16 protein-coding genes and 1 pseudogene are annotated in these 23,702 nt (G+C 71.8%); 5 read left to right on the top strand and 12 right to left on the bottom strand.

Annotated features, from left to right (window positions below):
• Positions 1–39 precede the first annotated feature (39 nt).
• The 9 genes from ACSMXO_RS14965 to ACSMXO_RS14925 all read right to left on the bottom strand — a co-directional run bounded on the left by ACSMXO_RS14965 (position 40) and on the right by ACSMXO_RS14925 (position 13,603).
• Entirely contained in the window at positions 40–2,274 is a 2,235-nt protein-coding gene (locus ACSMXO_RS14965; protein ID WP_455418197.1) for a glycosyltransferase family 4 protein, read from the bottom strand.
• Complete coding sequence (locus tag ACSMXO_RS14960; protein ID WP_346258584.1) at positions 2,271–3,563, bottom strand: glycosyltransferase; 1,293 nt, start codon at positions 3,561–3,563, stop codon at positions 2,271–2,273. Before ACSMXO_RS14960 ends, ACSMXO_RS14965 begins: the two co-directional genes overlap by 4 nt.
• Positions 3,564–3,766: 203 nt before the next feature.
• Complete coding sequence (locus ACSMXO_RS14955) at positions 3,767–5,050, bottom strand: nucleotide sugar dehydrogenase (RefSeq protein WP_346258583.1); 1,284 nt, start codon at positions 5,048–5,050, stop codon at positions 3,767–3,769.
• Between the two features lie 5 nt (positions 5,051–5,055).
• Positions 5,056–6,627 carry a glycosyltransferase family 2 protein gene (locus ACSMXO_RS14950; protein ID WP_455418196.1) on the bottom strand — a complete coding sequence of 524 codons (1,572 nt, stop codon included), beginning with the start codon at positions 6,625–6,627 and terminating at the stop codon, positions 5,056–5,058.
• Entirely contained in the window at positions 6,624–8,186 is a 1,563-nt protein-coding gene (locus ACSMXO_RS14945) for a glycosyltransferase family 4 protein (protein ID WP_455419241.1), read from the bottom strand. Before ACSMXO_RS14945 ends, ACSMXO_RS14950 begins: the two co-directional genes overlap by 4 nt.
• A gap of 232 nt (positions 8,187–8,418) precedes the next feature.
• Entirely contained in the window at positions 8,419–9,975 is a 1,557-nt protein-coding gene (locus ACSMXO_RS14940) for a glycosyltransferase (protein WP_346258681.1), read from the bottom strand.
• Positions 9,976–10,067: 92 nt separating this feature from the next.
• Complete coding sequence (locus ACSMXO_RS14935; RefSeq protein ID WP_346258581.1) at positions 10,068–10,652, bottom strand: hypothetical protein; 585 nt, start codon at positions 10,650–10,652, stop codon at positions 10,068–10,070.
• Positions 10,653–10,654: 2 nt separating this feature from the next.
• The gene (locus ACSMXO_RS14930) at positions 10,655–11,908 is read right to left on the bottom strand and encodes a glycosyltransferase family 4 protein (protein WP_455418195.1); all 1,254 of its coding nucleotides are present in this window, start codon (positions 11,906–11,908) and stop codon (positions 10,655–10,657) included.
• A 72-nt stretch (positions 11,909–11,980) separates the two neighbouring features.
• Positions 11,981–13,603, bottom strand: coding sequence for a glycosyltransferase family 4 protein (locus ACSMXO_RS14925; protein WP_455418194.1), 1,623 nt, complete (start codon positions 13,601–13,603; stop codon positions 11,981–11,983).
• A gap of 358 nt (positions 13,604–13,961) precedes the next feature.
• Here ACSMXO_RS14925 and wecB point away from each other — a divergent pair, with 358 nt between their 5' ends.
• Positions 13,962–15,050, top strand: coding sequence for a non-hydrolyzing UDP-N-acetylglucosamine 2-epimerase (gene wecB, locus ACSMXO_RS14920; protein WP_455418193.1), 1,089 nt, complete (start codon positions 13,962–13,964; stop codon positions 15,048–15,050).
• A 162-nt stretch (positions 15,051–15,212) separates the two neighbouring features.
• On the opposite strand, the gene ACSMXO_RS14915 is transcribed toward wecB, so the two are convergent.
• The 3 genes from ACSMXO_RS14915 to ACSMXO_RS14905 all read right to left on the bottom strand — a co-directional run bounded on the left by ACSMXO_RS14915 (position 15,213) and on the right by ACSMXO_RS14905 (position 18,157).
• A complete protein-coding gene (locus ACSMXO_RS14915; protein WP_346258577.1) occupies positions 15,213–16,247 on the bottom strand; it encodes a Gfo/Idh/MocA family protein in 1,035 nt (344 codons plus the stop codon).
• Positions 16,244–17,353, bottom strand: a complete 1,110-nt coding sequence (locus ACSMXO_RS14910) for a DegT/DnrJ/EryC1/StrS family aminotransferase (RefSeq protein WP_346258576.1) — start codon at positions 17,351–17,353, stop codon at positions 16,244–16,246. The genes ACSMXO_RS14915 and ACSMXO_RS14910 overlap by 4 nt, the downstream gene beginning before the upstream one ends.
• Positions 17,354–17,530: 177 nt before the next feature.
• Entirely contained in the window at positions 17,531–18,157 is a 627-nt protein-coding gene (locus ACSMXO_RS14905) for a TetR/AcrR family transcriptional regulator (protein WP_455418192.1), read from the bottom strand.
• A gap of 156 nt (positions 18,158–18,313) precedes the next feature.
• On the opposite strand from ACSMXO_RS14905, the gene ACSMXO_RS14900 reads away from it, so the two are divergent.
• The 4 genes and pseudogenes from ACSMXO_RS14900 to ACSMXO_RS14885 all read left to right on the top strand — a co-directional run bounded on the left by ACSMXO_RS14900 (position 18,314) and on the right by ACSMXO_RS14885 (position 23,687).
• Positions 18,314–19,210 (top strand): ABC transporter permease, encoded by an 897-nt coding sequence (locus ACSMXO_RS14900; RefSeq protein WP_346258574.1) that lies wholly within the window; start codon positions 18,314–18,316, stop codon positions 19,208–19,210.
• Positions 19,197–20,024: an ABC transporter ATP-binding protein gene (locus ACSMXO_RS14895; RefSeq protein ID WP_455418191.1), complete on the top strand. Its 828-nt coding sequence runs from the start codon at positions 19,197–19,199 to the stop codon at positions 20,022–20,024. The genes ACSMXO_RS14900 and ACSMXO_RS14895 overlap by 14 nt, the downstream gene beginning before the upstream one ends.
• Positions 20,025–20,275: 251 nt before the next feature.
• A pseudogene (locus ACSMXO_RS14890) lies at positions 20,276–21,724 on the top strand (D-ribitol-5-phosphate cytidylyltransferase); the annotation flags it as partial.
• Positions 21,725–21,989: 265 nt separating this feature from the next.
• Positions 21,990–23,687: a CDP-glycerol glycerophosphotransferase family protein gene (locus ACSMXO_RS14885; RefSeq protein WP_455418190.1), complete on the top strand. Its 1,698-nt coding sequence runs from the start codon at positions 21,990–21,992 to the stop codon at positions 23,685–23,687.
• The last annotated feature ends 15 nt before the right edge of the window (positions 23,688–23,702 follow it).

The raw sequence follows: 23,702 nt of genomic DNA, 5'->3' as shown, positions 1-23,702 counted from the left end.
CGACTCTCCGAGTGGCGGCGGAGCACGGACCATCGCGATCTAGGAGTCGTCCCGGAAGGCGGTCAGCGACGTGGTGACCGCCAACTCGGGGTACCTGCGGGCGAGTCGCCAGCCGATGGTGGTGCCGTACGAGCCGGAGATGACCACCCCACGGGTGTGCGCCAGATCGAGCCGCGGCAGCACGACACGGCGGGTGATACGCCACAGGATGAACGGCCGGAGCATCAGGTAGCCGGGGAAGAAGATTTTGTTGTGCACTCCCCTCGCGCCGCGCTGGTGCCACCGTCGCAGCCTGCCGATCGCGACTTCCGGCCCGAGCCGATGCACCCTGCGGGCGACCCGTTGGGCGCCGTAGAGCAGCTTCCCGGGAATCCGGAAGACCAGCAGCTGCTCGGTCCAGAGCAGCAGCCGGCGGTTCTCCGCCGCTGTCAGGGCATGGATCCGGACCCGCTCGTCCAGTCGAGCCCGCGACCACGCCTCCGGCTCGTTGACGACGAGGTCCACCGTGTAGCCCCGGGCCGACATCTCGTTGACGAAGTCCCGGGTGACATCGATCTTGCGCGGGTTGACCGCCACCACCAGGAGGCGGGAGTCCGGCCCCACCGCGTCCCGCATCATCGGCACCGATCCGGACAGCCCGGCCGGCGCGGGAAGGGGTGCCGGCCCGACCGGCGCCCCGGCGGCCGTCGCCCCCGGCCGCAACCCGGGCGCCTCGTCCACCGCAGCGCCGGTTCCCGGGCGGTAGCTGGCCAGCAACTCGGCCGCCACCGCCTCCCGGCCGTGCCGGGCCTGCAACCTGGCCCGGGCCGCCGGCAGGTCGAGGACGTCGAACTGGTCGCGCAACCGGCGCCAGCCGGCCGCGATCACGTCCGGGTCGTCACCGACGTCGACGAACTGCCCGGCGACGCCGTCCAGCCCGGCCAGCGTCTCCGTCGCCTCCGGGCTGCGGCCGACCAGCACCGGCAGTCCACTCGCCACCGCCTCCACTGCGGCAGGACCGAGCAGCCCGATGTCACCGGGCTGCACCAGGAGGTCGTGCTGGTGCAGCACCCCGACCAACTCGTCCGCGGCGACCGGGGGACGCAGCACCACCCGGCCCGTCAACCGCAACTCCTCGACCCTGCCGCGGACCGCCTCGTTGCCGGATCCGGCCAGGGTCAGCGTCGCGCGCGGCTCCTCGATCGCGATCCGCGCGAACGCCTCCACCACCCCGGGCACGGCCTCGTCGTCGGCCGGTTGACCGAGGTGGAGCCACCGCAACGGCTCCTCGACCGGACGGGGACGGACCACGATCCCGTCGAGGTCGACAAGATCCGGCACGATCCGCAGCTTGTCCACGTAGTGCGGAAACCGCGCCTTGAGCAGGTTGTACACGTACGGGCCGGCGCAGAGCAGTTCGTCGACGCGTTGCAGCATCTCCTCGTACTGGCGCCGGGCCGCCGGCCGGGTCAGCGCGGCCGACAGCAGCGGGGCGGATTCGGTCACCACGATCCGGGCGTCCGGCCGGGCGAGCCGGGCGGCCACCAGCCCGCCGTAGATGCCGGTGTGGGCGTGCACCACAGGCGCCTCGATCCGCCCGGTCGGCAGGATCGCGGCCAACGCGTCCACGTGGGCGCGGGCCCAGACCGCGTGGTCCGGCACCGACCGGACGTGCACCGGCACCCGGGTCAGTTCACCCTCCGGAATGTCCTGCACGACGGCACCGCCGCCCCGGTCAGCGAATCGCTCGGCCGCCGCCGCGATCAGGTTCGCCGACGGCGACCGGTGCGCGTACGTCCAGTCCTCGGTGTGCAGGACCGACACCCGCTCGAACCGCTCGCCGACCGCCCGGAGCATGGCCCGGACGACCGTCCCGGAGGACGGGGCGTTCGGCGAGGGATGCCAGGGAGTGACCACCGCCAGGTCGGCCGGTGCGGGCCGGCGGGCAGGATCGTCCGCCGGCTCGTACCTGATCGTCAGATCCGGCCGGGCCCCGGCTGCGGCCCAGGCCACCGGCAGTGCCTCCGGGTCACCAGCGATCAGCAGGTCGGCGGCGCGGAGTGGTCCGCCGAGCACGGCCCGCCGGGCGTTTCGGTGCAGGGCACGTGCCGCACCGGCTACCCGGTGCAGCGTCACGCCCGGGGACGGGGCGGTCCCGTTCCACTGTGGTATGTCCGCCACGACCAACGTGACCTGGGCACCCGCCGCCGCCAGTGCGGCGGTGTGGTGCCGCGCCGCGCCGACCCGCGACGGCCCGAGCGCGATGTAGAGGATGTTGCGGTGGCTGCCGGTCAACGAGACCCCTCCACCAGGGCGCGCAGCCTCGCTTCCCACGGGCGCAGCGTGGCGTCCCTGGTGTACTGCTGGGCATGGTCCAGGGCCCGCTGGTGGAGCTGGCTGTCCATGTCCCGGGCGGCCTTGGCGGCACCGATGAACGACTCGGCGACGGCGTCGGCGTCCATCCGGTCCCCTGTGAACCACAGTGGATAGTCGCGGAGCACCTCGCTCGCCGCGATCAGCGGCTCGTGCACGGAGACCACCGGCTTACCGGATGCCATGTATTCGAAGACCTTTCCCGACGTCACGAACCGGGCGCCCGGTACGCAGAAGACCAGCGCGTCGACCTGGTCGTAGATCGTGCTGACGTCCGCTTTGCCGAAGGCACCGTGGTAACGCACCCCGTAGTTCTGCTCCTCCTCGATCCGCTGGCGCAGCGGCGCCACGGTGTTCGCGAAGAATCCGAGGTGGCCGTGGATGTTCAGCTCGGCGCCCGCCAGCAGCGGATGACTCTGTGCCCGGCGCCAGCCGGCGAAGAGCAGGTCCAACGGCAGATAGGGGGTGACGGTCCCGACGTAGGCGAAGCGCAGCGGCCGATCCGCCGGAACGGGACGGAACTCCGGCCGACCCAGCAGTTCCGGCTCCCAACCGTTGGGCACCACCGTCATCCGCTCCGCGGCGTACGGATAGCGCTCGGCGTGCCACTGCCGCATCCCGTCGTTGACGAAGACCGCCTCGGCGGCGTGGCGCAGTACCCGTGCCTCCCACCGGCCCCCCGGAGTGTTCCGGCCCATCCGGATCTCCTCGGTGAACTGGTTGAAGGTCCACGCGTCCCGGTAGTCGACGACGTACGGGATCCGCAGCGTGCGCCCGAGCAACCAGGCCACCGCGAACGAGACGAACGGGTTGCCGGTCGCCACGACGAGATCGAACTTGCGCCGCCGGTGCATGCCGAACGCCTTGGACAGCAGCCCGGGAACCCACCCGTTGTAATGCTCGGGAAAGACCGACCGGAAGATCTGCTGGTAGATCCGGTCCGAGAGGACCGGGAGATTGCCGCGTACCCATCCGAACTGCCGGACGTCCGTCTCCCAGATGTACGCGTTCATCGGCGCCCGGACCACCTGCACCCGGGGGTCGACCGTCGCCTCCAGCGACTCGTCGCTGCCGTTCTCGAGGTAGTGGCTGAAGAACTTCCTCGGGGCGGTCAGCACGGTCACGTCCCAGCCGGCCTCCGCGAGGTGGTTGGCCGTGGCACGGGCTCGGAAGACGCCACTGGCCCGGCTGGGCGGGAAGTAGAACGACAAATAGAGGACCCGGGGAGGGGATCCCCTACGTACAGGCCTGGAAATCGTCACTGCTCCTCTCGATACCCGAGGCGCCGCCGTCGGCGTCCCCTGCCGGCTGGCCAGGCTGACGGGACGGCGGCGTCATAAGCGGGATGGATTCCGGGGCCCAACGGTTCTACCACAGGAACGTGAATATCCGACCGCGCACCGAACGACGACGGTCAGCCGCCGATCACCAGCCGGCGGGCCGTGGACCAGCGTGCCGGATCCGTCACCCGACGGCCATCCACCAGCACCTTCACCCCGGGCAGGTCGGCGGCACCCAGGGTCCGGTACTCGGCGTGGTCGGCCTGCACCACCGCGGCGGTCACCGGCTCACCGGCGTACGCCGGCAGGCCGAGCGCGGTCAGTTCGTCGTTGGTGTACATCGGGTCCGAGACGTACGGCCGGGCACCCCGGCGGCGCAGCGCCTCGACGGTCGGGAAGACGCCGGAGAACGCGGTCTCCTTGACCCCGCCCCGGTAGGCGGCGCCGAGCACCAGCACCTCGACCCCGGTCAGGTCACCGACCGCCGCCGCGAGCAGGTCCACCGCGTACTCCGGCATCGCCGCGTTGGCCTCCCGGGCCGACCGTACGACGGTGGCCGCCGGGTCGTTCCACAGGTACATCCGGGGGTAGATCGGGATGCAGTGCCCGCCGACCGCGATGCCCGGCGAGTGGATGTGGCTGTACGGCTGGGTGTTGCATGCCTCGATGACCTTCATGACATCGACTCCGACGGTGTCGGCGAACCGGGCGAACTGGTTCGCCAGGCCGATGTTGACGTCCCGGTAGGTCGTCTCGGCGAGCTTCGCCAACTCCGACGCCTCGGCCGAGCCCAGGTCCCACACCCCGTTCGGCCGGGCCAGGTCGGGACGGTCGTCGAAGTCCAGCACCGCCTCGTAGAACTCGACACCCCGCCGGGCCGACGCCTCGTCCACCCCGCCGACCAGCTTCGGGTAGCGGCGCAGGTCGGCGAAGACCCGGCCGGTCAGCACCCGCTCCGGGCTGAACACCAGGGTGAAGTCCTTGCCGACCGTCAGGCCGGAGCCCTCCTCCAGCATCGGGGCCCAGCGGTTGCGGGTGGTGCCGACCGGCAGCGTGGTCTCGTAGCTGACCAGGGTGCCCGGCTTGAGCCCGGCCGCGATGGCCCGGGTCGCGTCGTCCATCCAGCCGAAGTCCGGCACGCCCTCGGCGTCCACGAAGAGCGGCACCACCACGACCACGGCCTCGGACTCGGCGACCGCCGCCGCGGTGTCGGTGGTGGCGGAGAGCCGGCCCGCCGCCACCGCCTCCTTGAGCTTGACGTCGAGGTCGGCCTCGCCCGGGAACGGCACGGCACCGTCGTTGACCAGCTTCACGACCCGCTCGGAGACGTCGGCACCCACCACCGAGTGCCCCTTGTCGGCAAACTGCACGGCGAGCGGCAGTCCGATCTTTCCGAGAGCGACGACGCAGATTTTCATGCCTTCTACTTTCCTCCCTGGGGCAACCTGCGCCGCAGTCGGGCCAGGACCCGACGGGGGGTGACAGGTGCGATGGCGATCACGAGTTGGCCTCGGTGACTCGTTGTCGGGGTGATCACGAAGAACCGCATCCCCCGGCGGAACATCAAGCGTGACACGGTGGGCCGGGTCGGCGCCCGTACCGGCGCGGAGCCGACCCCGCCGAAGGCGGTCAACTGGGACCGGACACCGAGCAGCGAACCGCCCACTCCGGCGCCGGCGAGCAGCAGGCTCGCCCGGAACTGCGCCCGGACGGTACTGCCGGTGCTGTCCCGGCTGGTCTCCAGCGTGATGCCGGTGACGTCGCCCGCGGTCAGCCCGATCGGCCCGGAGGTCAGCGACGCCAGGTCCCGGCGGGGGGTCCGGGCGGTGACGGTCAGCGCCCGCTCACCGTCCTCGCAGGTCTCCCAGGTGATGGCGACCGCCTCCAGCCGGGCGAGCCAGTCGGCGGCGGTGTCCGAGACGTCGAACCAGGCGTCCGGCAGATCCAGCCGGGGGTCCCGGAAACCCGGATATCCGGCGTACCAGCGGTCGCCGTCGACGATCGTCGGCGGAACCCCCTGCTCGGCGTCCTGCCGGATCACCGCGAGAACGTCGTCGACGGTACCGCGCTGGGCAGTGGAGATCCGCAGCCGCGCTTCGATCTCGAGTTTGGCCCGGATCCGGTCGGTGAGGTACTGGTCGGCCAGGTTCCGGATCCCGGCCACCACCTGCTCCTGAGCCGCCCGGTCGACGCCGAGGAAGTCGTCCTCCACCAGCCGGGCGACCTCCCAGCTGAAGTGCCGCACCAGTACGGCGTCCCGCTGCTCGCCCGGCTCGATCAACTTCGCGACGAAGTTCATGATCGCCTCGGCGCAGCGGAGCCGCTCCAGGTGCTTCGACCGGTAGGTGATGTTGCGGGCGTTGAGCCGGCGCACCGCGTGGTAGAAGTCGTAGTCGGCCAGTACCGAGATCCGCTTCGCCCGGAAGCACGCCTCCAGGGTGAACGGCTGGTCGCTGCCGACCGGCATGTCCTCCGGATAGCGCAGTTGGTGACGCTCGATCAGCTCGCGGCGGAAGAGCTTGGTGTTCGCCAGCGACCAGGGCAGCGCCGAGTCGAAGAGGTCGATCTCCATCTCGTTGCGGGCGAAGACCGCCTGGTGGATGTTGCGGCTGTTCACCCCGACGGCCTTGCCGAGCACCACGTCGGAGCCGTACTCGTCGGCCGCCGCCACCAGCCGCTCCAGGGCCTCGTGCCCCAGGTAGTCGTCGGCACCGACGAAGAAGACGTACCGGCCGGTGGCCAGGTCCAGGGCGCGGTTGCTGGGCTGTGCCGGACCACCCGAGTTCTCCTGGTGGACCACCTTGACGGTCTCCGGATAGAGCCGGGCGAAGCGGTCCAGCTCCCGGCCGCTGCCGTCGGTGGACCCGTCGTCCACCGCGATGACCTCGATCCGGTCCCGGCCGATGCTCTGCCGCACCAGCGAGTTCAGACACTTGGTCAGATAGGGCATGGTGTTGTAGACCGCCACCACCACGCTGACGTCGGGGGTGTTCACCTGACAGATCCCGCGGACCGCTCGCTCACCGCCCGCGCCGGGGTGTATTCCGGCTCGGGAGCGGGCTCCGGCTCCGGCAGCAGCCTCCGGTAGACCTCGTCCAGCACCTTGGCCTGCGCTTCCCAGGTCCACTCGGCCAGCAGGCCCGGCCGGTCGTACGCCGCGCGGTAGCGCTCCTGGTCGGCGAGCACCGCCCGGACCGCCCGCAGGAAGTCGGTCAGGTCCTCGGCCCGGAACACCTCGCCCTGGCCGGTCGAGCGGACCGTCTCGGCCATCGTCTTCACGTCGCTGACCACCAGCGGCAGCCGGGCGTGCGAGTACTCGAAGAACTTGGTGATCAGCGCGATCTCGTGGTTCGGCCAGTGGTGGATCGGGATCACCCCGACGTCCGCCGCCGACAGGAACGGCACCACCTGCCAGTGCGGCACGTAGGGCAGCACGTGCAGCCGGTCCGCCACCCCCAGCGCCGTGGCCCGGGACACCAGCTCCCGGATGTACGCGCCGTCCGGCTTGTTGACCACCAGGGCGGCGTGCACCCCGGGCAGCTGCGGCAGCGCCTCGACCATGATCTGTAGTCCCCGCCGGGGCGCCGCCGCCCCGCTGTAGACCAGCAGCGGGGTCTCCGGCGCGACGCCGCAGATCGCCCGCAGGTCCGGCACGGGGCCGTCCGCCGCCGACGGTGGCTCGACGTCGGGGGCGTTGAGCACCACGGCCGGCAAGCTGGCCAGGCCGTGCTCCTTGCGGAGCAGCTCGGCGAGGCTGGTCGAGACCGTGATCGCGGCGTCGGCGTAGGGAACGTACTCCCGCTCGTGCGCCCGGTGCGCCGGCAACCACCGCGCGTTGTCCTGCCACGGCTGCACCCCGGGGAGGAACTCGTGCGCGTCCCAGACCAGCTTGACCGACCGGCCGGCGGCGGCGGCCCGGGTCTTGGCCCGGGCGCCGACCCCGATCATCCGGAAGTCGTGCGCGTGGATCAGATCCGGCTTCAACTCGTCGACGACCGGGCCGAAGGCCAGCTCGTAGTCCCACAACCCCGGCTCCAGCCGCCGCCAGGCCCGGCCGCCCTGGACGGTCTGCCAGAACCAGGTGTAGAGCCGGTCCCACGGGCCGTGCAGCCGGCGACCCTTGCGTGCCCGGGTCAGTTGCCAGTAGCGGAACGAGACCCAGCGGCGCAGCCACTCCGCCGCCATCCGCTCGGTGCGCAGCCGGCGCGCCTGCCGCGGGTCCGGCCGGCCGGACCGGGCCGCCACGGTCAACGCCGCCTCGCGGACCCGGATGTCCGTCTGCCAGGCCTTCACCCAGGCCGCCCGGTTCGCCGCGATCCCGCTCGGCGGGTACGCCAACGGCCAGCGCAACCAGGCCCGCCGGAACTCGTGCCGGCGGCGGGCCAGCGGATCGGGCATCGGCACCAGGCGTACCTCGGCGCGACCGAGCCGCCACGTCTGCGGAGCCCCGACCGGCGCGCGACCGAGCAGCGTCACGTCCCAGCCCGCCTCGGCGGCCGAGCGGGCGACCTTCTGCACCCGGGAGTCACCGTGCACGCCGTTGTCGACCAGCATGACGACCCGCCCGCGTGAGCCCCGACCTCCGGCAGCCCGGTCCACGTCCATGATCTGTGTCTCCGCCTTCCCGCAGTGCGTCCCGCACGGCAAGCCCCAGCGAGTGTACGGCAACCCTCGCAGAGCTCTTGACACGCTTGTACTGTTCGTGCATAGCCGACCGTGAAGGCCCGTTCACCGCGTTTGCGTCCCGGAAACGGGCCTTCCGGCGGCCGGATCGGCTGTCGACCGATTACCCGGAAACGCCGCCGCTGGACGCGGCCGGGCGGGCACCCGGACGATCCGCCAGCAACCGGGTGTAGACGTCGTCCAGCACCTCGGCCTGCGCCTCCCAGGTCCAGCGTTCCAGCAGGCCGGGCTCGTCGTACGCGGCCCGGTAGCCCTTCGGGTCCGCCAGCACCGCGCGTACCGCCCGGACGTAGTCGGCGACGTCCTCGGCCCGGAACACCTCGCCCTGGCCGGTCCGGCGTACCGTCTCGGCCATCGTCTTGACGTCGCTGACCACGATCGGCAGCCGGGCGTGCGAGTACTCGAAGAACTTGGTGATCAGCGCGATCTCGTGGTTCGGCCAGTGGTGGATCGGGATCACTCCGACGTCCGCCGCCGACAGGAACGCCGACACCTGCGAGAACGGGACGTACGGCAGCACGTGCACCCGCTCGGCGACGCCGAGTTCGGCGGCCCGGGCCAGCAGCCCCTGGATGTACGAGTCGGTGGAGCTGGGCACCACGAAGACGACGTGTGCCCCGTCGAGCTGCGGCAGCCCCTCCACCATCGTGCCGAGCCCGCGCTGTACGGCGGCCCCACCGCTGTACACCAGCAGCGGCACGTCCGGCCCGACACCGCAGAGCGCCCGCAGATCCGGCGCCGGCCCGTCGGCCTCCGCCTCGCCCGGGCCGGGCTGGGCGTGCGGCGCGTTGAGCACCACGTACGGCCGCTGGGTCAGCTTGTGCTCCTTGACGAGCAGATCGCCGAGGCTCTCCGAGACCGTGATCACCGCGTCCGCGTACCGCCCGTACTCCCGTTCCGCAGCTCGCAGGCCGGGCAGCCACTGTGCGGTGTTGCCGCCCGGGTTGATCCCGGGCAGGAACTCGTGCACGTCCCAGACCAGCTTCACCGGGCGGCCGGCGGCCCTGCCCCGGATCGCGGCGCGGGCACCGACTCCGATCATCCGGAAGTCGTGCGCGTGGATCAGGTCCGGCTTCAACTTGTCGATGGTCGGCCCGAACGCCAGCTCGAAGTCCCAGAGCCGGGGCTCCAGCCGGCGCCAGGCGCGGTCACCCATCCACTTCTGCCAGACGAACGCCTGGGCCCGGTCCCACGGGCCGGTCAGCCGGCGACGCGCCTCCTGGGCCCGGTTCAACTGGCGGTACCGTAGCCCGACCCAGCCGCCGACCAGCTTCGCCGCCAGCTGTTGGGCGCGCAGCGCCGCCTTGCGTACCGGCAGGGCGGCCGGCGGCTTCCCGGAGCGTGCGGCCAGCACCAGCAGGGCCTGCCGGACCCGCAGGTCCGCCTTCCACGCCTTCACCGACTGCTGCCGGAACGCCGCGACCCCGGTGGGCGGGTAACCCAGCGGACCGCGCAACCAGCGACGGCGGAAGTCGTGCGGCCGCTTCGTCAGCGGCGACGACATCGGCAGCAGCCGGACCTCGGCGCCCCCCTCCCGCCAGGTGTGCGGCTGCCGGTCCTTCGAGCGTCCGAGCAGGATCACCTCCCAGCCGGCGTCGGCAGCCGAACGCGCCACCTTCTGCACCCGGGAGTCACCCTTGACGGCGTTGTGGACCAGCATCACCACCCGGCCACGGGCCTCGCCGGACCCGACGCCGTTCGAGACGTGCATGACGCTCCTACCCTCTTCCGCCCCGGCCGACCCGGCCGGGATCACAGTGAGTTCTGTCGAGTATCCGGCGAGCCGTGCCCGGCCGGCGATTCCGCGAAGGCGGCGTAGTCGAGCCCGAACGAGAAGCGCGGCATCTCGCCACCGGCACGCTGGTAGTCGGCCAGCAGACCGGCCGCGTACGGCATCGACGTCGGGTCCGCCACGACGATCAGGTCGAACCGCTCGGCGTCCAGCACCCGGCTCCGGATCAGGTTGCGGGAGCCGTCGCCCCAGCCCCGCCGGAACAGCGGCTGCACCAGCCGGCGGTGCACCGGATCGGCGACCCGGGTCTCGTAGACCCCGGAAGCGCGCTGGGCCCGACCGCGCAGCGGCCCTCGGCCCACCACCCGGAACAGCTTGCGCGGGCCCCGGTACAACAGGACCTGCTCGACCTTGCCGAGTGGTTGGCTCGACTCCAGCCGCGACAGGTCGACCACCCGGACGCCCTTGGCGAACTTCACCCGCCGCCAGAGCTTCGCCTGGTCTATCAGCACCACCACCCGGCCACCGTCGGCGACGATCTGGGCGGCCTCCGCCGCGACTCCCCGGCCACGGTTCGCGCCGAGCGCGAGAATCAACACCTGCACGGTCACTCCGTCGGATCGGTGGCGGCGGACGACGACACGGCGGCCGGCGCGGAGGTGTCGGCGTCCGGAAACCAGACCCGCAGATGCGCCCGCGCGACGGCGTCGTACCCGTAGCGGCTCGTCAGCACCGCCCGGGCGCGTACCGGATCCACCTGGTCCGGGAACCTGTCGCGGAGCCGCCGGTAGCCGTCGGCGATGGTGTCGGGGTCGTCGGTGACGTCGATCAGCACCCCGGCGGCGTCCTCGATCCCCGCCAGGGTCTCCTCCGGCCCGCCGCACCGGGTCACCAGTACCGGCATGCCGGCCGCGATCCCCTCCACGATGGTCATGCCGAAGGTCTCCAGCCGGCTGGGATGGATCAGGAGATCGTGCTCGCGCATCAGCTCCAGCGCCCGCTCCGGCTCCACCGGCCCGGCGAAGGTGACCGCCTCCGCGACGCCGAGCGCCGCCGCCCGGCTGGTCAGGGCGGCCCGCAACCGCCCCTCGCCGACGAAGGTCAGGGTCAGCGCCGGGTCCTCGGCGTGACACTTGGCGAACGCCTCGAGCAGCAGGTTCACGCCCTTGCGTTCGCTCAGCGTCCCGACGTACAGCCAGCGACGCAGCTCGGTGACCGGCTGCTCACGCGGTGCACCGAAGGCCACCGGGTTCGGCATGAAGGTGATCTTGTCGGCGTGGTGCGGGAACGCCTCGACGAGTACCGACCGCACCGCGTTGCCGACCGCGAAGAAGCCGGTGGCGCGGTGGATCACCTCGTCGTACATCGCCCGGGAGTCCGGCTCCGCCAACACCTGGGGCAGGAAGGTCGCGTGCTCGGTGACGAAGACCCGGGCGTCGGGGCGGGCGTTCTCCAGGGCCGTCCAGCCACCGCGCAGACCCACGTGCGCGTGCACCACCGGCGCGTCGATCGGCCGGCCGCCGAGCACGATCCGGAGCGACTCCGCGTGCCGGCGGGCGAACTCCGCGAAAGTCATCCCGACCCGGGTCGGGACCGGCAGGTAGCGCAGCCGGGCCCCGGCCACCGTGCCGGTCTCCCGGACGGCGTGCTGCAACAGCGTCCGGTGCGCCCGCATCACCGCGGCGTCCTGGGCCTCCGAGATCCGGGCCCCCCACGGGTCGACGTGGTAGACGGTAGCCCGGTCCCACGACGACGCCGTCGCCTCGACCATCGCCTGTACGAAGGCGCCGGCGAACGGCACGTGCCTGGTCGGATACCACGGCGTGACCACGGCCACGTCCCGGACAGCGGGCACCCCCACCAGGTTCTCCTTCTCTTTCCCGGGCCGGCGCGCGGGCGCCGGCGGTCGTGTCTGATTCGGACGGACGCGGGGTCAGACCTGGGCGGTGGAGAGCACGGACGGGGCGCTCGACTCGGCCCCGGCCGCCGGCTCCCGGCCGGGCAACTGCGGCAGCAGCCGGGTGTAGAGCTGGTCGATGATCTCCGCCTGGGCCTCCCAGCTCCACTGCTGCAGCAGGCCGGGTCGGTCGTAGGCGGCACGGTAGCGCTCCGGCTCGGCCAGCACCAGCTTCACCGCCCGGATGAAGTCGGTCAGGTCCTCGGCCCGGAACACCTCGCCCTGTCCGGTCGACCGGACCATCGCGGCCATCGTGCGGACATCGCTGACCACCAGCGGCAGCCGGGCGTGCGAGTACTCGAAGAACTTGTTGCTGAGTGCGATCTCGTGGTTCGGCAGGTGGTGCAGCGGGCTCACCGCGGCGTCCGCGCCGGAGAGCACCTTCGAGACCTGCCAGTGCGGCACGTACGGCAACAGGTGGACCCGGTCCGCCACGCCCAGTTCCACGGCGCGGGCCCGCAGCTTGTTGGCCGCCCGGTTCGCGCCGAGAGGCTGTACCGACAGCATCGCCACGTGCACGTCCGGCAGGCTCGGCAGCGCGTCGACGATCAGGTCCACCCCGCGCACCGGGGTGATGCCGCCGGAGTAGGCCAGCAGCGGGGTGTCCGGCCCGAGGCCGCAGAGTTCGCGCAGGTTCGGTACGGCGACGCCGCGCTCTTCGTCGGCCGGGGCCAGCACCGGTGCGTTGAGTACCACGACCGGCTTCTCCGCCAGCTTGTAGTCCTTGCGCAGCAGCTCGGCGAGGTCGTCCGAGACGGTCATCACCGCGTCCGCGCACGGGGCGTACTCCCGCTCGTAGGCGGACTGCGCCTCGATCCAGCCGGGCGTACGGGGGCGCAGCCCGGGGACGTACTCGTGGGCGTCCCAGACGAATCGCACCGCCCGGCCCTTGGCGCGCGCCCGGGCCACGGCGCGGGCCCCGACGCCGACCATCTTGAAGTCGTGCGCGTGGATGAGGTCGGGCTTCAGCCCGTCGATCACCTTTCCGAAGGCCAACTCCCACTGCCAGAGCGAGGGGTCGAGCCGCCGCCAGCACCGCGCGCCCATGGTGGTGGAGAAGAACCAGATGGCGAAGCGGTTGGCCGCGGAACGGGGGTTGTTGCGCGCCTCCCGCAGCAGCCGGCTCTCCCGGGCCCGGAACCGGACCCAGCGGCTCGCCACCGCGAGGCCGAGCCGGGACAGCAGCAGCCGGGGCTCGGCGAGGAACCCGCCCGGCGGCTTCCGGCCGGCGGCCCGCGCGGCGCGGCGCTCGGCGATCCGGGCCACGATGTCCACCCGCCACGCCTTCATCGCGTCCAGCCGGTAGATCACCTGCTTGCCCGGCGGGTACGCCAGCGGCCGGCGCAGCGAGCGCCCGCGCCGGAACCACGGTTCGAGCGGTTCCGGGGAGACCGGGACGAGGCGTACCTCGGCGTCACCGATTCGCCAGGAATCCGGCCCGGAGTCGCCCTTCTTGCCGATCAGGGTCACGTCCCAGCCGGCCTCGGCCGCCGAGCGGGCGGCCTTCTGCACCCGGGAGTCTCCGTCGACCCCGTTGTCGACCAGCATGACGATCCGACCCCGAGTGCGCCGTGTTCCGGCGGGCCCGTTCAAGTCCATGATGCCTGTCTCTGCCTCTCCCGCAGCGCGACTTCCCGAGAACCCCGGCGAGTGTACGGCAACCCGGCGGGTAATCGTCCCGGGCCTTCTCCGGCATTCGTCGCCATATCGGCCCCCCGCCCCACCTGCTGCGCAACCACCCGGGGCGGCCCCGGCGGGTACGAAGGGGACGGAGAAGTCCGGCCGGCGAACCGGGCGAGGTGGGACAGCAAGGCACGGCCGGGAAGTCGCCGGAGGCGGCGTTCCATGACATATTGTATTGCCGCCGGGTGCGGGGTCAGGCGCGCCGGTGACGATCCGGGCCGGCCGTTCTGGCCGGACATCCCCGTCGAGGTCCAGACTTTCCGGGAGACGAGTGGTGAAGGTAGTCAGTGTCGTCGGAGCCCGTCCACAACTGGTCAAGCTGGCACCGATAGCGGCCGCCTTCGCCCGTACCGAGCACGAACACGTCATCGTGCACACCGGTCAGCACTACGACGTCAACCTCTCCGACGTCTTCTTCTCCGGGCTCGGCATTCCCGACCCGGCGGTACACCTCGGCGTCGGTTCCGGTGGCCACGGCGCGCAGACCGGGCGGATCCTGGAGGCCATGGACCCGGTCCTGGCCGCCGAGAACCCGGACTGGGTACTGGTCTACGGGGACACCAACTCGACCCTGGCCGGTGCCCTGTCGGCCGTGAAGCAGCACATCAGGGTGGCCCACCTGGAGGCCGGCCTGCGCTCGTTCAACCGGCGGATGCCGGAGGAGCACAACCGGGTCCTCACCGACCACGCCGCCGACCTGCTGCTGGCCCCGACCGAGGAGGCGCTGCGCCACCTGGCGACCGAGGGGCTCGCCGACCGGGCGGTGCTCACCGGTGACGTGATGGTCGACGTCTGCCTGTCGATCAGGGACGCGATTCTCGCCGGCGAGCGGCCCGCGGTGGAACTGCCCGAGGGCGTCGACCCGGCGGAGCCGTACCTGCTCGCCACGCTGCACCGGGCGGAGAACACCGACGATCCGGCCCGGCTGGCGACGCTGGTCGCGGCCCTGGCCGACCTGCCGATCCCGGTCGTGCTGCTCGCCCATCCCCGGCTGCTGGCCAGGGCCGAGGCGCAGGGCCTGAAGCTGGCCCAGGGTGCGCTCCGGGTCGGCCCGCCGGTCGGCTACGCCGCCATGGTCGCCACGGTCCTCGGTTCGGTCGGTGTGGTGACCGACTCGGGCGGCCTGCAGAAGGAGGCGTACCTGTTGGGCCGCCCCTGCACGACGCTGCGGTCCGAGACCGAATGGCTGGAGACGCTCGACGGCGACTGGAACCGGCTCGTCCCCGATCCGGCGCTGCTCGGCCCGGGCGAGTGGGTGGCGACGGCCACCCGACCGGCACCCGGGACGCCGCTCGGCACGCCCTTCGGCGACGGACGTGCCGCCGAACGCGTCGTCGAGATCCTCGAACGTCGACTGGGCTGACCGCCCCGGTCCGGCGATTCCGGCGATCGCGCGTCCGGCCGCCGCCGGTCCCGCCGGGCCGGCGGCGCTGGCCTCGACTACCCGCGCGACCCGGTGGTGCGGCGCCGGTCCGGTCGCCGGCACCACCGGGCAGGGCAGGCCGGTACGGTGCTGAGCCTCGGCTCAGGACACGGCGGCGACGTCCGCGGCGGAACCTCGTGAGGTCAGGTGGATCGTGCTGCCGTCCGACGCGGACCGGAGCACCGCGGCGGAGACCTCCACCGTACGCAGGCCCTGGCGGAGGGTCACGATGTCGCTCTCCTTGCCCTCCACCGCGTCGCGGAACCGCTCGTGCTCGACGAGCAGCGGCTCCCGCTTCGGGATCGCGTAGCGCACCATGTCACCCTCGGCGACGCCCCGGAACGCGCGCAGCGCCTCCCACTCGGTGTCGATGGCGCCGTTGGCATAGAAGGTGAGGTCGGCGGTGAGGGTGTCGGCGACGAAACATCCCCGGTCCCCGGTGATCACGGTGGACCGCTCCTTGAGCGGGCTCAACCAGTTGACCAGGTGGTTGACCATCGTGCCGTCGGCGAGCTGACCGACCGCCGCCACCATGTCCTCGTGCAGCCGCCCGCTGCGCGACACCGTGCGGGCCGACACCGAGGTGTATTCCTGCCCGGTGACCCAGCTCGTCAGGTCGATGTCGTGGGTGGCGAGGTCCATCACCACGCCGACGTCGGCGATCCGGTGCGGGAACGGGCCCTGCCGGCGGGTCACCACCTGGTAGACCTCGCCCAGCTCGCCCGCCTCCAACCGGACACGCAGGCTCTGCAACGCCGGGTTGTAGCGCTCGATGTGCCCGACCCCCGCGACGAGCCCGGCCGCCTCGAAGGCGTCCACGAGTCGGGTCGCGGCCTCGACGGACTGGGCGAGCGGCTTCTCGATCAGCGCGCAGACGCCGTTCGCCGCCAGTTCCAGGCCGACCGGCTCGTGCAGCGCGGTCGGGCAGGCCACCACCGCGTAGTCGAGCTTGAGGGCGAGCAGCTCGGAGACGGTGGGCACCACCGGTACCGGCAACGCACCCGTCGGATCGCCGGCCGGGTCGACGACGCCGACCAGGTCCACACCGTCCAGACCGGACAGTACCCGGGCGTGGTTGCGGCCCATCGCGCCCAGCCCGATCAGGCCCGCGCGCAGCTTCCGCGCCTGGCCGCTCATCGGGTGCCCGCCACGGTGTTCGCGGCGTCGGCGATCCGCTCGAGCTGTGCCTGGGTCAGCGACGGGTGGATCGGCAGCGACACCACCTCGCGGGCGGCCCGCTCGGTCTCCGGCAGGTCCCACGGACCCGGCTTCCCGTCCTCGCCCAGGTACGGCTTGAGCCGGTGGATCGGGGTCGGGTAGTAGACGGCGTTGCCGACGCCCCGCTCGGTCAGGTGCTGCTGGGCGGCGTCGCGGTCACCGGTGACCCGGACCGTGTACTGGTGGTAGACGTGCCGGGCCGCGTCGGCGACCGGCGGCGTGATCATGCCGGTGATCCGGGAGTCGAGGAACTTCGCGTTCGACCGGCGCTGCTCGGTCCACTCCGGGAGCTGCTTGAGCTGTACCCGGCCGATCGCGGCGGCCACGTCGGTCAGCCGCATGTTGGCGCCGACGATCTCGTTGGCGTACCGCTGCTCCATGCCCTGGTTGCGCAGTAGCCGCAGGGTGCGGGCCAACTCCGGGTCGGCGGTGGTGATCATGCCGCCCTCCAGGGCGTGCATGTTCTTGGTCGGGTAGAAGCTGAAGCAGCCGGCGGCGCCGAAGCTGCCCACCGGGATCCCGTTCAGCGCGGCGCCGTGGGCCTGGGCGGCGTCCTCCACGATCGCCAGGCCGTGCTGCTCGGCGATCGGGACCAGCCGGTCCATCGCGGCCGGGTGGCCGTACAGGTGGACCGGCATCATCGCCACGGTGCGCGGGGTGATCGCCGCGGCGACGGCGTCCGGGTTCACGCAGAAGCTGTCCGGCTCGATGTCCACGAACACCGGCTCGGCGCCGACCAGCCGGACCGCGTTCGCGCTCGCGGCGAAGGAGAACGACGGCACGATGACCTCGTCACCGGGCCCGATGCCCAGGGCGAGCAGGGCCAGGTGCAGCGCGGACGTGCCGGAGTTGACCGCGACACAGTGCCGGCCCGCCACCAGCTCGGAGAACTCCTCCTCGAACGCGGCCACCTCCGGCCCCTGCACCACCCGGCCGCTGCGGAGCACCCGCACGGCGGCTTCGATCTCGGCTTCTCCGATCACTGGCTTGGCGGGTGGGATCAGGTCTGGGTGCTGCCCAGTCATGGGCATCCTCCTGTCGATGAGGGATTCGCGTTCGGCATGCGATGCTAGCTCTTTGCGCGGTACGTCGATCGGGTGGTGCGGAGTCGTCCAGGGCTGGCGGTGGCGCCGGTCACCTGTCGGGGTCGGGGGGTGGCCGGCGCCGTCACCAGAGCAGACCGGCAGGGTGGGGGCGGAGTCTCAGGTGCTCCCTCCCGCGACGACGGCGTCGCCCGCGCCGAGGGCGCTGGCGATCGCGGCGACCATTCGTCGCAGGTAGTCCTCCTGGATGGGGGTGCGGGCCACGGCGAGCCGCCAGTAGAGCGGGCCGATGATCAGGTCGATCGCGACGTCCGGATCGGCGCCCGCCGGTAGCTCACCCCGGTCGACCGCCCGGCCGATCAACAGTATGCCGACGTCCCGCTGGTTGGCGTGCAGGGCCTCCTGGAGCGTCTGCGCGATCTGTGGGTTGCGGGACGCCTCGGCGAGGAGATCCGGGATGATCTGCGAGGCCAGCGGATGTCGCAGCGCCCTGGCCACGATCCGCAGCAGCACGTCGAGATCTCCCTTTAGGCTCCCGGTGTCCGGTAGCGGTAGGCTCTGCCCCGCGACCCGGGAGACGATCTCCAGCACCATTTCCAGCTTCGAGTTCCAGCGGCGGTAGATCGCCGTCTTGCCGACGCCGGCCCGACGCGCGACTCCCTCTATCGAGAGACGCCCGTAGCCGACCGCGGCGAGTTCCTGCATCACCGCCTGGCGGATGGCGACGGTGATCTCCCCTCGGAGTACCGCCGCTCCCGCCGGAGCACGCCGGTTGTCAGTCGCCACGCCGGCCAATATAGCGCGGCGACGGTACGGTTGCGTCCCGACGTACGATGGACTACCTTCTTGCCCGAAGCGACGACCGCACGGCGTTCGATCGTTCCGGCCACGGTCACCCCTGTCGCGCGTTTTTCAAGCCCGAATAGATCGGAGCGCCTTGCTATGGCCACTACGGCGGTAGCCGATCCTGATTCAGGACTGACCGGAGCCCAGCTCGCCGCCCGGTACGGACTGACCCTCGCCGGCGAAAGACCCGGCCTCGTCAGCTACATCCGGCAGTTGTGGTCCTATCGGCACTTCATCGCCGCCTACGCCAACGCCAAGGTGGCGGCGTCGTTCAGCACCGCCCGGCTGGGTCGGCTCTGGCAGGTCCTCACCCCGCTGACCAACGCCGCCGTCTACTACCTGATCTTCGGGGTGGTGCTGGGCACCAGCAGGGACGTGCAGAACTTCATCGCCTACCTCTGCACCGGACTGTTCGTGTTCATCTTCACACAGTCCGTGGTGAGCTCCGGGGTCTCGGCGATCACCGGCAACCTCGGCCTGATCAGGGCACTGCACTTCCCCCGGGCCTGCCTGCCGATCGCGATCACACTGACCCAGTTCCAGCAGCTCCTCGCGTCCATCGTCGTGCTGGCCGCCATCGTGTTGGTCGACGGCGAACCGCTGACCTTCGAATGGCTGCTGGTCGTGCCGGCGGTGGTCCTACAGTCGATCTTCAACGCCGGCTTGGCGATGGCGATGGCCCGGCTCGGCTCGAAGATCACCGACGTGAAGCAGATCGTCCCGTTCGTGATGCGCACCTGGATGTACGGCTCGGGCGTGCTCTACAGCGTTGCCTACTTCGAGAAGCACCTGCCGGAGGCGGTGGCCTGGCTGGTCCAGCTCAACCCGCTGCTGGTCTACATCGAGCTGATGCGGCACTCACTGATGGAGACGGCACCGGTCACCGCGCCGGCGACCCAGAGCTGGCTCCTCGCCGTCGGCTGGGCGGTCGTCGCCGGTGTCCTCGGATTCGTCTACTTCTGGCGGGGCGAAAGGGAGTATGGCCGTGGCTGAGTCAACGAACGTGCGGATCGACGCTTCGGCGTCCACCGCCGCCGACGGTTCCCGGATTCCCACCGTCGTCGTCGACGACGTACACGTGACCTACCGGGTGTACGGCGCCGGCGCGGGCGGCAGCGGCAATCCGGTCGCCGCACTGAAGCGGATGGTGACCGGCGGCAAGCCCGCCGCGATCCGCGAAGTGCACGCGGTCAAGGGCGTCAGCTTCACCGCGTACCGGGGAGAGGCCATCGGGCTGCTCGGCAGCAACGGCTCCGGCAAGTCGACCATGCTGCGGGCGATCGCCGGGCTGCTGCCCACCAGCCGGGGTGCGATCTACACCCAGGGCCAGCCCTCGCTGCTCGGGGTGAACGCGGCCCTGCTCAACGACCTCTCCGGGGAACGCAACGTCATGCTCGGCTGCTTGGCGATGGGTATGACCCCGGCCCAGGTGCGCGAACTCACCCCGGGAATCATCACGTTCTCCGGCATCAACGAGCGCGGTGACTTCGCCTCGCTGCCCATGCGGACGTACTCGTCCGGAATGGCCGCCCGGCTCCGGTTCTCCATCGCCGCCGCGAAGAAGCACGACGTACTGCTGATCGACGAGGCGCTCGCCACCGGTGACGCGCGGTTCCGGCGGCGCAGCGAGCGGCGGGTCCGGGAACTGCGCGCCGGGGCCGGCACGGTGTTCCTGGTGAGCCACAGCATCGGCTCGATCCGGGACACCTGTGAACGGTCGATCTGGCTGGAGTCAGGGCTGATCCGGGCGGACGGGCCGACCGCCGATGTGATCGCCGAGTACGAGAGCTTCATGAACCAGAAGTGACGCCCGGACCGTTCCGGGCGGCGATCGTCCGGCTGGCGCGAGTTACCCGGGCCGACCGCCCGCGCGCTAGGGTCCTAGAGGTCGTCGGCTCCGGTCGACCTCCCACCGGCCGGCCCGGAGGTCGACCGGTGGGACGGGTGGGGTGGCGGACGGTGACCGGTCCCGGCGGGCTGCGGTCAGCGCGCACCAGCCGGACGGCGACCGCTCCGGAGGTATCGGCATTCGACAGTTCCAGTCAGTGAGGATCGGCAATGGCACCTGACCCGGCGACGAAGCCGGACGCCGGCCCGGCCGTAGGCCCTCGCCCCGACGTCCGGGCGCCCTGGCGCCCGACCCGGACCGTGGCGGTGGTGCTGGCCGGGGGCACCGGGACCCGGGTCGGACTCGGCATTCCCAAGCAGCTCCTCAAGATCGCCGGCAAGCCGATCCTCGAACACACCATCACGGTCTTCGAGTCCGCGCCCGAGATCGACGAGATCATCGTGCTGATGGCACCCGGTTTCCTGGGCGAGGCGCGGCAGATTGTGGACAAGGCCCGCTTCCGCAAGGTCAGTCAGGTGATCGAGGGCGGTGACACCCGCAACGCCACCACCCGGCTGGCGCTGGCCGCGATCGGGCCGGACGACTGCAACGTCCTCTTCCACGACGCGGTCCGGCCGCTGCTGAGCCCCCGGATCGTCCGGGAGTGCGTCAACGCGCTCTGGACGCACTCCGCCGTCGACGTGGCGATCCCGTCCGCCGACACGATCATCCAGGTGGACGACGACGACTGCATCACCGACATCCCGGTACGGTCCCGGCTGCGCCGGGGGCAGACGCCGCAGGCGTTCCGGTCCAGCACCATCCGGGCCGCGTACGCGCTGGCCGCGCAGGACCCGGAGTTCAGCGCCACCGACGACTGCGGGGTGGTACTGCGCTACCTGCCCGAGGTGCCGATCAAGGTCATCGAGGGCTCGGACGAGAACATCAAGGTGACCCACCCGGTCGACGTACACCTGGCGGACAAGCTCTTCCAGCTCGCCGCCGCCCAGGCGCCCCGGCTGCGCGACGAGCGGGCGTACGTCGAGGAGTTGAGCGGCCGCACGGTGGTGGTCTTCGGCGGCAGCGAGGGCATCGGCGCGCGGCTGGCCGAGGTCGCCCGGAGCTACGGCGCGGACGTCTTCCCGGTCAGCCGGTCGAGCACCGGCACCCACGTGGAGCGGGGCGAGGACGTCGCCGCCGCGTTGCGTGGTGCGTTCGAGGCGACGGGCCGGATCGACCACGTGGTGGTGACCGCCGGGGTGCTCCGGATGGGTGCGCTCGCCGAGATGGACGAGGCGACCATCGCGCAGATGCTCCAGGTCAACCTGGTCGCCCCGGTGGACATCGCCCGGCAGGCGCTGCCCTACCTGCGGCAGACCCGGGGCCAACTGCTGCTCTACACCTCCAGCTCCTACACCCGGGGCCGGGCCCGGTACGCCCTCTACTCCGCCACCAAGGCCGCCGTGGTCAACCTCACCCAGGCGCTCGCGGACGAGTGGTCCGAGTTCGGCGTACGGGTGAACTGCGTCAACCCGGAACGGACCGCGACCCCGATGCGGACCCGGGCGTTCGGGGAGGAGCCGGAGCACACCCTGCTGGCGGCCGACACGGTGGCCCGGGTCTCACTGGACGTGCTGCTCTCCGGGCTGACCGGCCAGGTGGTCGACGTCCGCCGCTCCCCCGGCGACCCGGCCGCCGAGCCCACCACCGGCCAGCCCACCGAGCCGAACGGGCAGCCGGGCGAGCGGAACGGCACCGCTCCGGACGGGCAGCCGGGCGAGCCGAGCGGCACCGCTCCGGACGGTTCGGGCCAGGACCCCGGGCTCGGCCGGATCGGCCGGCAACGCTCCACCGAACTGGTGCCGCCGCCCCGGGTCGGCACCGCCTAGCCAGGCCCCGCACGTCGGGGCACCATCCGGCGATCCGCCTCACGGAAGGAAGCGCATGCGTGGCGATCTGGTCAGGAAACTGACCGTCCGGTGTCTGAGTGCCGGCCTGGCCGTGCTGTCCTTCCTGGTCCTCGCCCTCACCTCGGCCGAGCTGCCGGGCCTCGCCCTGGCGGTGGCCGGTGCGGTCGCGGTCTGGCTGGAGCGCCGGATCAACCCGCGCGCCGACCTGGTCGCCGAGCCGGTTCTGCTGATCGCCGGGGTCCTGGTCGGATACGCCCACCAGGTGCCGGAGGCCCGGCTGAACTGGGTGGCGCTGGCGCTCACCGGAGCGGCTCTGCTCGGGCTGACCCTGGCCGAGCGGCCGCTGCGGGACGCCGCCGAGCTGGAGGTCCGCTCGGCCAACCTCGGCGTACGGTCGTCGCCACTGCTGGTCGCCGACCGGCTCGGCCCGGCGGTGCTGGTCCTACTGGTCGCACTCGCCGGCAGCGCGGCGCTGACCCTGCCGGTCTGGCCCGTCCTGGTACTCACCGTGCTGGTCGGCGCGGCCGCAGCGATCGGTGCGGTCGGGCCGATCGCGCTGCGCCGGCTGCGGCCCTCCGGCGGGCAGAGTGCGGTCACCCAAGCGCTCCGCCGGCACCGGCCGGAGTTCCTGCTCTACTTCTCCGCGCCGCCCGGCTCGGAATACCAGGTCATGATGTGGCTGCCGTACCTGGAGCGGATCGGCCGGCCGTTCATGGTGCTGCTGCGGGAGCCGAACTTCCTGCCGACGATCTCGGCCGCGACCACGGCGCCGGTGGTGGTCTGCCCGACGCCGCGCTCGATCGACGAGGCGATCGTGCCGAGCCTGCGGGTGGCGTTCTACGTCAACCACGGCGCCAAGAACAGCCACTGCATCCGGTTCGCGCACCTCACGCACATCCAGTTGCACCACGGCGACAGTGACAAGGCGCCGAGCGCCAACCCGGTCTCCGCGATCTTCGACCGGATCTTCGTGGCCGGACAGGCGGCGATCGACCGGTACGCCCGCAACGGTGTGACGATTCCCCGGGAGAAGTTCGCCATCGTCGGCCGGCCACAGGTGGAGTCGATCGCGGTCAGTCGGGAGCCGATCCGGGACCGGGCCGACAAGGTGGTGCTCTACACGCCGACCTGGACCGGGCACAACGCCGACGTCGACCACTGCTCGCTGCCGGTCGGCGAGACCCTGGTCCGCCGGCTGCTGGACCGGGGCGTGACGGTGATCCTGCGGGCCCACCCCTACACCTCGCAGAATCCCGCGTCGGCCCGGCAGCTCGCCCGGATCGAGCAGCTCCTCGCCGAGCACCGGGCCAGCACGGGACGGCGGCACGTCTTCGGCGCCGAGGCGGCGAAGAAGATGAGCCTGGTCGACTGCGTCAACGCCTCCGACGCGCTGGTCTCGGACGTCTCTGCGGTGATCTCCGACTACCTCTACTCCGGCAAGCCGTACGCGGTCACCGACCGGGTCGGCGAGGGTGACCGGTTCGTCGCGGGGTTCCCGCTGGCCGGCTCGGGCTACGTGCTGGACTCGCAGATGTCCAATCTGGACGACGTACTGGACCGGCTGCTGGACAGCGATCCGCTGGCCGAGACCCGGTGGCGGACCCGTACCCGCTATCTCGGCGACTTCCCGGAGCAGCGGTACGCCGACGGGTTCCTCGACGAGGCCCGCCGGCAGTTGGACGGCGCCGCCACGCGGTCCGTGCCGTCGCCGCGCCCCGCGCCGGTCTCCTGAGCACGGTCGGCGGCT

The sequence above is a fragment of the Plantactinospora sp. DSM 117369 genome (assembly GCF_053764795.1).
The sequence above is the reverse complement of the archived record's forward strand: the minus strand, read 5'-3'. Positions and strand labels throughout refer to the sequence as shown.

Coding starts and splice junctions, on each gene's coding strand:
- ACSMXO_RS14955 (WP_346258583.1), bottom strand. CDS start 5,050: ATGAAAATCTGCGTCGTCGCTCTCGGAAAGATCGGACTGCCGCTCGCC.
- ACSMXO_RS14945 (WP_455419241.1), bottom strand. CDS start 8,186: ATGCTGGTCGACAACGGCGTGCACGGTGACTCCCGGGTGCAGAAGGTC.
- ACSMXO_RS14940 (WP_346258681.1), bottom strand. CDS start 9,975: ATGCTGGTCCACAACGCCGTCAAGGGTGACTCCCGGGTGCAGAAGGTG.
- ACSMXO_RS14925 (WP_455418194.1), bottom strand. CDS start 13,603: ATGGACTTGAACGGGCCCGCCGGAACACGGCGCACTCGGGGTCGGATC.
- ACSMXO_RS14915 (WP_346258577.1), bottom strand. CDS start 16,247: ATGAGCGGCCAGGCGCGGAAGCTGCGCGCGGGCCTGATCGGGCTGGGC.
- ACSMXO_RS14910 (WP_346258576.1), bottom strand. CDS start 17,353: ATGACTGGGCAGCACCCAGACCTGATCCCACCCGCCAAGCCAGTGATC.
- ACSMXO_RS14900 (WP_346258574.1), top strand. CDS start 18,314: ATGGCCACTACGGCGGTAGCCGATCCTGATTCAGGACTGACCGGAGCC.
- ACSMXO_RS14895 (WP_455418191.1), top strand. CDS start 19,197: ATGGCCGTGGCTGAGTCAACGAACGTGCGGATCGACGCTTCGGCGTCC.
- ACSMXO_RS14885 (WP_455418190.1), top strand. CDS start 21,990: ATGCGTGGCGATCTGGTCAGGAAACTGACCGTCCGGTGTCTGAGTGCC.